This is a genomic window from Nostoc sp. PCC 9305, from assembly GCF_963920915.1.
GTDB lineage: Bacteria > Cyanobacteriota > Cyanobacteriia > Cyanobacteriales > Nostocaceae > Nostoc.
In genome coordinates, this window is record NZ_CAWUDN010000308.1 from 1 (window position 1) to 246 (window position 246).

Genomic DNA, 246 nt, shown 5'->3' on the forward strand with positions numbered 1-246 from the left:
TCAAGTTGTAGGGAACGTCGATGCCCTTTGTGAGAACTCCGGATCGGGCGGGATTCACGAAACCTGTGTCGGCGCTGCTGCCAAACTCGCCGACCATTCGCTGCATGGCGTCGCGCTGGATGAGACCGTTTGCCCCAGCCGACAGCGCCCCATCACCCCGTAGGAATAGCGCCCCCACAGCACCTGACGATTGCCCGTTGAAATCGGGAACGCGAATGGTGGTGGATCCGTCGCCGGCCGTATAGG

The 246-nt window shown here is 61.8% G+C and carries 1 protein-coding gene; it reads right to left on the reverse strand.

What is annotated here, in order from left to right; all coding sequences use genetic code 11:
* Window positions 1–246, reverse strand: a 246-nt coding sequence (locus ACM0OX_RS35855; RefSeq protein WP_414519987.1) for a hypothetical protein, incomplete at both ends; no start/stop codon positions are given.